The 8,930-nt window shown below is 73.7% G+C and carries 7 protein-coding genes; 2 read left to right on the forward strand and 5 right to left on the reverse strand.

The genetic code is table 11. The features are described 5' to 3' along the window. Positions 1-65 precede the first annotated feature (65 nt). Entirely contained in the window at positions 66-1,019 is a 954-nt protein-coding gene (locus ACFXPX_RS29920; protein ID WP_380644083.1) for an aldo/keto reductase, read from the forward strand. A 37-nt stretch (positions 1,020-1,056) separates the two neighbouring features. Here the strand turns inward: ACFXPX_RS29920 and ACFXPX_RS29925 are convergent, their stop codons facing one another. From ACFXPX_RS29925 to ACFXPX_RS29940, 4 genes are all read right to left on the reverse strand, one after another. Next, positions 1,057-1,659, reverse strand: coding sequence for a GNAT family N-acetyltransferase (locus tag ACFXPX_RS29925; RefSeq protein ID WP_380644084.1), 603 nt, complete (start codon positions 1,657-1,659; stop codon positions 1,057-1,059). A gap of 120 nt (positions 1,660-1,779) precedes the next feature. Further along, positions 1,780-2,454 (reverse strand): nitroreductase family protein, encoded by a 675-nt coding sequence (locus ACFXPX_RS29930; protein WP_375891153.1) that lies wholly within the window; start codon positions 2,452-2,454, stop codon positions 1,780-1,782. Positions 2,455-2,537: 83 nt separating this feature from the next. Next, a complete protein-coding gene (locus tag ACFXPX_RS29935; RefSeq protein WP_375891155.1) occupies positions 2,538-4,175 on the reverse strand; it encodes an ABC-F family ATP-binding cassette domain-containing protein in 1,638 nt (545 codons plus the stop codon). A gap of 113 nt (positions 4,176-4,288) precedes the next feature. Further along, positions 4,289-5,494, reverse strand: a complete 1,206-nt coding sequence (locus ACFXPX_RS29940) for a trypsin-like serine peptidase (RefSeq protein ID WP_380523578.1) — start codon at positions 5,492-5,494, stop codon at positions 4,289-4,291. Between the two features lie 545 nt (positions 5,495-6,039). On the opposite strand from ACFXPX_RS29940, the gene ACFXPX_RS29945 reads away from it, so the two are divergent. Beyond that, positions 6,040-7,647: an ABC-F family ATP-binding cassette domain-containing protein gene (locus tag ACFXPX_RS29945; RefSeq protein WP_375891158.1), complete on the forward strand. Its 1,608-nt coding sequence runs from the start codon at positions 6,040-6,042 to the stop codon at positions 7,645-7,647. A gap of 9 nt (positions 7,648-7,656) precedes the next feature. Here the strand turns inward: ACFXPX_RS29945 and ACFXPX_RS29950 are convergent. Beyond that, on the reverse strand, positions 7,657-8,930 hold a 1,274-nt coding region (locus ACFXPX_RS29950; protein ID WP_380644085.1), incomplete at its 5' end, for a S41 family peptidase.

Genomic DNA, 8,930 nt, shown 5'->3' on the forward strand with positions numbered 1-8,930 from the left:
TGGCGGCGTTGATCCACTTCGGCTCAGCGGAACCACAGAGCGGAACCACAGAACGGAGCACCGTCATGCGCAGCGCCTTCTTCGGCAGCGGCGGCCCGGAGGTCGGCGTGATCGGCCTCGGCTGCATGGGGATGACCCACGCCTACGACGTCCGGAGCCGGGACGACGAGAGGTCCGTCCGGGTCATCCACCAGGCCCTGGACCTCGGCGTCACCCTGATCGACACCGCCGACGTCTACGGCCCGTACAGCAACGAGGAGGTGGTCGGCGCCGCCCTGGCCGGCCCGCACCGCGAACGCGCCTTCCTCGCCACCAAGGTGGGCATCGTCCCGGGCGGCGGCGGCCCGAACGTGCGCGACGGCCGGCCCGAGCACGTGCGCCGCTCGATCGACGACAGCCTGCGCCGGCTCGGCACCGACCACGTCGACCTGTACCAGCTGCACCGGGTCGACCCGGCCGTCCCGATCGAGGAGACCTGGGGCGCGCTCGCCGAGGCCGTCCGGGCCGGAAAGGCCCGCCGGATCGGGCTCTCCGAGGTCGGCGTCGAGGAGATCCGGCGCGCCCAGGCGGTGCACCCGGTGGCCTCCGTGCAGTCCGAGCTGTCGCTGTGGACCAGGGACGTGCTGGCCGCGGTGCTGCCGTACACCGAGGAGCAGGGCATCGCCTTCCTGCCCTTCTCGCCGCTCGGCCGGGGCTTCCTGACCGGCAGCATCTCCTCCTTCGACGAGCTGCCCGAGGACGACCTCCGCCGCCGCCTGCCGCGCTTCCAGCAGGACGCGCTCAAGGCCAACCTGGCGCTGGTCGGCAGGGTCCGGGAGATCGCCGAGCGGCTCGGCACCACCCCGGCGCGGGTCGCGCTGGCCTGGGTGCTGGCGCAGGGCCGGTACGTCCTCCCGATCCCGGGCACCAAGACGCCGCGCTACCTGGAGGACAACGTGGGCGCGGCCGCGGTCGAGCTCTCGGCGGCCGACCTGGCCGAGCTGGACGCGCTGCCGGCCCCGGAGGGCGGGCGCTACTGAGCGCCCCGGGCGTCGCCCGCCCCGAGGGCCCGGGCCGTCACCGCTCCATGACCCAGACCAGCTGCCGTCCGGTCTCGCCCGGGGCCCGGACGGCGGCCTCGGCGACCCGGTCCAGCCGGTAGCCGAGCTTGCGCGGGACGGCCGCGCTGGCGGTGTTCGCCCGGTCGCAGCGGATCTCCACCCGGGCGATCCCGGGCAGCGCCAGCGCGGCCTGGGTCAGCGCCCCGGCCGCGGCGGTGGCGATGCCGCGGCCGACGTGCCGGGCCGCGACCCAGTAGCCGATCTCCAGCGCGCCCGGGCCGAGCCGCGCGTGCAGCCCGAGGGCGGCGACCACCCGGCCGGGGGCCTCGTCCAGGTCGGCGAGGTACATGAAGTCCGTCCCGGCCTCCCAGGCGGCGGTGCCGGCCCGGGTCCGTTCGGCGGTCCGGGCCCGGGTGGGGACCTCGGCCGCCCAGTCCAGCCAGGGCCGCAGGTGCTCCAGGTTGGCCCGGACCGCCCGGTGCAGCGCGGGTGCGTGGGCGCTGCGGCGGCGGTGCAGGCAGAGGCCGCCGGGCAGCCGCAGCAGTTCGGGCGGCCGCCCGGTGGTCACCTCGGGTGCCGCCCGGACGGGCTCGCAGGACTGCGGCAGTGCGGGGCTCATGGCGGCGATTATGTCCTTGGCCCGGACCTGCCACATCCGGACGGGGGCGCATCCCGTCCCGCCGACCGGCGGGGGCGGGCGGGAGCGGGAGAGGGGCGGGAGGAGGCGGCCTCCGGCGCGTCAGAGCCGGACCATCACCTCGTCCAGCTCCTTGCGCCGCAGGTCCGGCACCCGCGCCCCCTCGGCGGGGTAGCCGACCGGGATCACGTACGCGGCCCGCTCCTCCGCCGGGCGCCCGCACACCTCGTTGAGGAACCGCATCGGGCTCGGCGTGTGGGTCAGTGTGGCCAGCCCGGCCTGGTGCAGCGAGGCCAGCAGCAGTCCGACCGCGATCCCCACCGACTCCTTGGTGTAGTACGGGCGCGGCGAGTCGGGGCCCTTGTGCACCTCGAAGACCACGATCACGGCCGGCGCGTCCTCCAGGAACGGCTTGTGCCAGTCGGTGCCGATCGGCGCCAGCGCGGCCAGCCACTCCTCGGACGCCCGGTGGCCGTAGAACTCGCGCTCCTCCGCCTCGGCCGCCTCGCGCAGCAGCCGCTTGCGCTCCGGGTCGGTGATCACCACGAACCGCCAGGGCTGGACGTGGGCGCCGCTGGGCGCGGTGCTCGCGGTGCGGACGGCCCACTCGACCACCCCGTCCGGGATCGGTTCGGTGGAGTAGTCGCGGACGGTCCGGCGCTGCGCCATCACGTCGTGGAATGCCTTGCTGCGGGCCTCGGCCTGGTGGGCCGGCACCGTCATCGGGGTGAGCGGGACGGTCGGGTGGGGCGTCCCTGCCACTGCGCTGTCAACCATGGCCGACAGCACAGCACATGACGGCCGCTCCGGGAAGAGGTAGAGACCAATTCCCGGGGCGGCCGTCCGTGTCTCGAAGGAGCCTAGAGCTCGTGCACCCGGCCGCCCCGGACCTCGATCCGCCGGTTCACCGCCACCGTGTCCAGCATCCGCCGGTCGTGGGTGACCAGCAGCAGGGTGCCGGTGTACGAGCCGAGCGCGGACTCCAGCTGCTCGATCGCGGGCAGGTCCAGGTGGTTGGTGGGCTCGTCCAGCACCAGCAGGTTGACCCCGCGGGCCTGCAGCAGCGCCAGCGCGGCCCGGGTGCGCTCGCCGGGGGAGAGGGTGCCCGCCGGGCGCAGCACGTGCACCGCCTTGAGGCCGAACTTGGCCAGCAGGGTGCGCACCTCCTCCTCGGTGAGCTCCGGCACGGCGGCCGCGAAGGCGTCCGCCAGCGGCTCGCCCCCGAGGAAGAGCCCGCGCGCCTGGTCGACCTCGCCGACCACCACGCCGGAGCCCAGCACGGCACTGCCGGAGTCGAGTGCGAGCCGGCCGAGCAGGGCCGCCAGCAGGGTGGACTTGCCCGCGCCGTTGGCCCCGGTGATCGCGACCCGGTCGGCCCAGTCGATCTGCAGGTCCACCGGGCCGAAGGCGAAGTCGCCGCGCTGGGCGACGGCCGCCCGCAGGGTGGCCACCACCGAGCCGGAGCGCGGCGCGGTGGCGATCTCCATCCGCAGCTCCCACTCCTTGCGCGGCTCCTCGACCACGTCCAGCCGCTCGATCATCCGCTGGGTCTGCCGGGCCTTGGAGGCCTGCTTCTCGGTGGACTCGGTGCGCTTCGCCTTGGCGTTCTTGTCGTTGTCGCCGCCCTTGCGGCGGGCGTTGCGGACCCCGTGCTCCATCCAGTTGCGCTGCATCTGCGCCCGGGCCTCCAGCGAGGACTTGGTGTCGGCGTAGTCCTCGTACTCCTCGCGGGCGTGCCGGCGGGCCACCGCCCGCTCCTCCAGGTACGCCTCGTAGCCGCCGCCGTACAGGTTGACCTGCTGCTGGTGCAGGTCCAGCTCCAGCACCTTGGTCACGGTGCGGGCCAGGAACTCGCGGTCGTGGCTGATCAGCACGGTGCCGGCGCGCAGGCCCTTGACGAAGGCCTCCAGCCGCTCCAGGCCGTCCAGGTCGAGGTCGTTGGTGGGCTCGTCCAGCAGGAACACGTCGTAGCGGGAGAGCAGCAGCGAGGCCAGGCCCGCGCGGGCGGCCTGGCCGCCGGAGAGCGCCGTCATCGGCAGGTCGAGGGAGACCTTGAGGCCGAGCGAGTCGGCCACCTCCTCGGCCCGCTCGTCCAGGTCGGCGCCGCCGAGGTCCAGCCAGCGGTCCAGGCTCGCCGCGTAGGCGTCGTCGGCGCCGGGGCGGCCCTCGACCAGGCCCTCGGTGGCCTCGTCCAGCTCGGCCTGGGCGGCCGCCACGCCGGTGCGCCGGGCCAGGAAGCCGCGCACCGACTCGCCCTCGCGCCGCTCCGGCTCCTGCGGCAGGTGGCCGACGTTGGCGCTCGCCGGGCTGAGCCGCAGCGACCCGCCCTCGGGGGTGTCCAGCCCGGCCAGCAGCCGCAGCAGGGTCGACTTGCCGGCGCCGTTCACGCCGACCAGGCCGATCACGTCGCCGGGGGCGACGACCAGGTCCAGGCCGGTGAAGAGGGTGCGTTCGCCGTGGCCGGCGGCGAGGTCCTTGACTACGAGTGTCGCGCTCATGATGGAGCCGATTGTAGGAGGACCGGGCCCCGAGCCGGAAAAGGCGGCGGGGCCGCGGCTGGCTTCCCGCCGTCGCGGGCCCGCCCGGGGCCCGGGGGGGTCTCAGCCGCCGATCACTTGGCCTTCTTGGAGAAGTAGTCGAACATGTGCGCCGCGACGTCCTCCAGGTAGGGGCCCGCCTCGTAGGTGTTGGCGCCGTTGCCGACGGAGGTGTCGCTGACCAGGGCCGGCTTGCCGTCCTTGGTGGTGTACCAGCCGCCGCCGCTGCTGCCGCCGGTCATGTTGCAGCCGATCATCAGCATCGCCGGGCGGCTCGGGTCACCGGGCTTCGCGGCCGGCTTGCCGCCGTCGCAGTGCTCCAGCTCGACGCCGTCGAAGGGCTTGCCCTCCGGGAAGCCGTAGTTGGCGACGGAGGCGAGCTGGTCGCGCGGGGCGTTGAACCACAGCGGCACGGAGCCGCCGACGGTCTCCTCCAGCGACTTGCCGCTCGGGTCGGGGTTGGTGACCTTGATGATGCCGAAGTCGTACTGGCTCCACGGGCCGCCCTTCTCCGGGTCGGCCTCCTGGGTCCACTGCGGGGAGACCATGCCGGCGGTCGCGCCCCACTCGCCGTACGGCTCGGCGTCGTCCAGCTTGGACTTCTGCTTGTTGCCGTTGCTCAGCACGCCGTTGCTGTTGAAGGCGGGGGCGAAGGTGATGTCGGTGTAGTACTTGTTGCCCTTGCCGCCGTGCAGGCAGTGGCTCGCGGTCCACACCAGGTTGCTCTTGCCCGGGTTGGCCGGGTCGGAGACGACGGTGCCGGAGCAGACGTAGTCCTCGTTGCCGTCCTTGAAGAAGATCTTGCCGTTGACGTGCATGTTCTTCGGGAAGGGGTGCGCCACGGGCTTGGCGGCGACGACCGGGGGCAGCTGGTCCGGGCCGGTCGGCGGCTGGGCGGCGGTGGGCTGGGCCGGGGCCGCGCTCGTCGGCTGGGCGGTCGGCTGCCCGGTGGGCTGGGCCGGCGCCTGCGGCAGCGGCTTCGGCTTGGCGTTCAGCAGCTTCTGCAGGGTCCAGTAGCCCTTGGCCGCCGGGGTGATCACGTTGGCCTGGGCCCACTTGTCCCAGTCGTCGAGCTTCCAGGTCTTCAGCTCTTCGACCGTCGGCAGCTTGATCGGAGCCGCGCCCGGCTTCCCGGAGGCACTGGCCGCGACCGACGGCGCGGAGGTCTGGGCGCCGGCCGGGTCGCTGTTGTCCGGGCCGCAGCCGCTGGCGACCACCATGGTGAGCGCGGCGACGGTGGCGCCGAGGACGGCACGGCTCGGCCTGGATATCGGTGACATGATTTCAAATCCCCCTGTTGACTACCGCCATACGGCCCGGTCCTCGGGTGCGGCCGACCGGGGCCGCAGGTATGGCAGGTGAGGAGTCTGCCATGCGGATAAGGAACTCCTTACAGGCGCCCCCGGCCGGTACGAGGCCGTCACCGGATCGGCACCGGATCGGCACGGGGCCGCGTTCGGCCCGGCGCGCGGGCGGTCCGGAAAACCGGTTGCGACCGTTCGCCGACGTGCCTAGCGTGGTTCGCGTCATCCGCCAGACAAGGAGAAGGCCGTTGCTCTACTGAGGTCCCGGGACACCGCCCCCGCCACGCAGGCCCCGCTGCCGCTGTCGTTCTGACGGCCGCAGTTGTCGCCGCAGTCGCAGTCGCAGCCGTAGTCATAGCTGTAGCTGTGGCCCTTGCCGCGTGGTGTGCGAGTGTGCGACCTCAGTCACGGCCCGTGGCGCGTCATCGCGCCGTCCTGTCCTCCGGCCGTCCCGGTTCCGCACCCGCGGTGTCTCCCCGTGTTGCTCGTCACCCCTTCAGCAACCACCCGGGAGGCCTTGCATGGCACAACCCACCACCGCCGTCCTCTGCACCGACCTCGCGTTCGAGTGGCCCGACGGCAAGTCCGTCCTGGACGGCTTCCACCTCGCCGTCGGCCCCGGCCGCACCGGACTCATCGGCCTCAACGGGGCCGGCAAGTCGACCCTGCTGCGGCTGATCGCCGGCGAACTCACCCCCACCGGCGGCACCGTCCGGGTCGAGGGCGAACTCGGCCACCTGCCGCAGGGCCTCACCCTCGACACCGGCCTGCGGGTCGACGAGGCGCTCGGCATCCGGGCCGCCCGCGAGGCCCTGCACGCCATCGAGTCGGGCGACACCGACCAGCGGCACTTCGACGCCGTCGGCGACGACTGGGACGTCGAGGAGCGCGCCCGCGCCACCCTCGACAAGCTCGGCCTGCGCCGCCTCGGCCTCGACCGCACCACCGGCGAACTCTCCGGCGGCGAGGCGGTGTTGCTGCGACTGGCCGCCCTGCTGCTGAGCCGCCCCGACGTGCTGCTGCTGGACGAGCCCACCAACAACCTCGACCGGGCCGCCCGCGAGCGGCTCTACGAGACGGTGGCCGGCTGGCAGGGCGCCATGGTGATCGTCAGCCACGACCGCGAACTGCTCCGGCACGTCGACCAGATCGCCGACCTCCGGGACGGCGGGGTGACGTGGTACGGCGGCAACTACGACGACTACGAGCGCACCCTCGCCGCCCAGCAGGAGACGGCCGAGCGGCTGCTGCGCAACGCCGAGGCCGACGTCCAGCGCCAGAAGCGGGACTTGGCCGAAGCCCGCACCAGGCTGGACCGCAGCGCCAGCTACGGCAAGAAGCGCGCGGTCACCCGCAACGACCCGCACATCTTCGCCGGGATGCTCAAACGCAAGGGCCAGGAGACGGCCGGCCGGCTCACCGGCATGCACGCCGAACGCCTGGAGGAGGCCAGGGCGCGGCTGACCGCCGCCGAGGAGGCGGTGCGCGACGACGCCGAGATCCGGATCGACCTGCCGCGCACCGAGGTGCCGGCCGGGCGCACCGTGCTCACCCTGCAGAAGGTCCGGCTGCCCTTCGGCGCCACCGTCGACCTCGACCTGCGCGGCCCCGAACGGATCGCCCTGGTCGGGCGCAACGGCTCCGGCAAGACCACGCTGCTGCGCACCATCGCGGGCGAACTCTCCCCGCTGGAGGGGCAGATCACCACCCCGGAGGGGCTGCGCCACCTGCCGCAGCGGCTCGACCTGCTGGACGACGCACTCACCGTCGTGGAGAACGTCAAGCGGTTCGCCCCCGCCGCCGGGGACAACGCGATCCGCGCCCGGCTGGCCCGCTTCCTGTTCCGGGGCGCCCGGGCCGAGCAGCCGGTCGGCACGCTGTCCGGCGGCGAACGCTTCCGGGCGACGCTGGCCGCCCTGCTGCTGGCCGACCCGCCGCCGCAGCTGCTGCTGCTCGACGAGCCGACCAACAACCTGGACCTCGCCAGCGTCCACCAGCTCACCCAGGCGCTGGCCGCCTACCGGGGCGCGCTGATCGTGGTCAGCCACGACCTGCCCTTCCTGCGCGGCCTGGGCCTGACCAGGTGGCTGGAGCTGGACGGCGAACTGAGGGCGGTGGATCCGATGTAGCGGCTCCTGCTACCGCTGCCGCAGGGGGCCCTGGTCGCCCCGGGCATCCTCGGCGAGCACCCGGCGGGCCGTGCTCAGGGCGGAGTCCTTGAGCGCGGCCAGCTCCTCGGGGCTGTACACCGGGGTCCGGAGGTCCGGCGCGATGCCCGGGCCGTCGAAGGTGCTGCCACTTCGGGTGAGGTACTTCTCGTTCGGCAGGACGACCGCGAAGTCCGGCGAGAGCGGCTTGATCAGGACGTCCGAGTAGACGCCCTGGGTGTTCTCGCCGATCCGGGTCACGTGCGGGGAGCGGCCCATCAGCGCCTGGGTGAAGGTCTCCGCCGCGCTGGCCGAGATCGAGGAGGTGAGCAGAGCCACCGGCCCGGTGAAGTGCTCGCCGTCCGAGGGCTCCACGGGGACGGGTACGGGCCGGGTGAACTTCGTCGTGTCGGCCGGGTCGTTCCGCGCCACCTTCCGGTAGGCGAGGTACGGGCGGTCGGTGAGCCGGGCGGCGATGTGCAGCCCGAGCGCGTCCGAGCCGCCGCCGTTCAGCCGGACGTCGAGCACCAGCCCGGTGAGCCCGTCCGGGTCGGCGAGCAGGGCGTCCAGCGCCCTGTCCAGCTCGGCGACCTGGCTGCGGTAGTCGCCGCCGGTGTAGCCGTCGAAGCTGCCCACCCGCAGGTAGCCGACGTCGTCGGGAAGCCGGCCCACGCCGAGCTTCCCGGCGGCGAAGAGCTGCTCCGGCCCGGTGAGCTGGGCGGCGACGGCCTCCCCGGCCCGGGTGGTCAGCTCCTTGGTGCGCACCGTCGAGCCGGGCCGCCGTCCGCCGAACACCCCGGTCGGCTGCCCGTCGACGATCCGGGCCAGCCCGGTGTGGGCGTCGCCGAGCGGCCGCAGCATGTCGACGAACACCTCCTGCAACTGGTCGGTGGTCGTCGTCGGCGTGATCCGTCGCCGCTGCTCCTCCCGGACGGCGTGCCAGTCGATCCCCTTGGCCGCGAAGAAGGGGTAGTTCTCCTCGAAGTCCTCCCAGAACCGGTCGAAGACCGCGAGCGGGTCGTTCGGTGCCGGGGTGGTGCACAGGGCCGGCAGGGCGGGGAGCCGGTACAGGTCCTTGGTGCCGACCCCGCCCTCCTCGCGGTCGACCAGCCGGTCACGGCCCTTCGGGGTGAGGGTCACCGCGTTGCTGCCCACGACGTAGCGGACGGTGCCGTCCGGTCCCGGCGGGCCGGCTTGCGTCGCGGTGATCCAGCCGGGCACGCAGCTGTGCGCGGTCACGTCGTAGGTGGTCAGCTTGCCCCCGT

This window comes from Kitasatospora sp. NPDC059146 (assembly GCF_042786665.1).
GTDB lineage: Bacteria > Actinomycetota > Actinomycetes > Streptomycetales > Streptomycetaceae > Kitasatospora.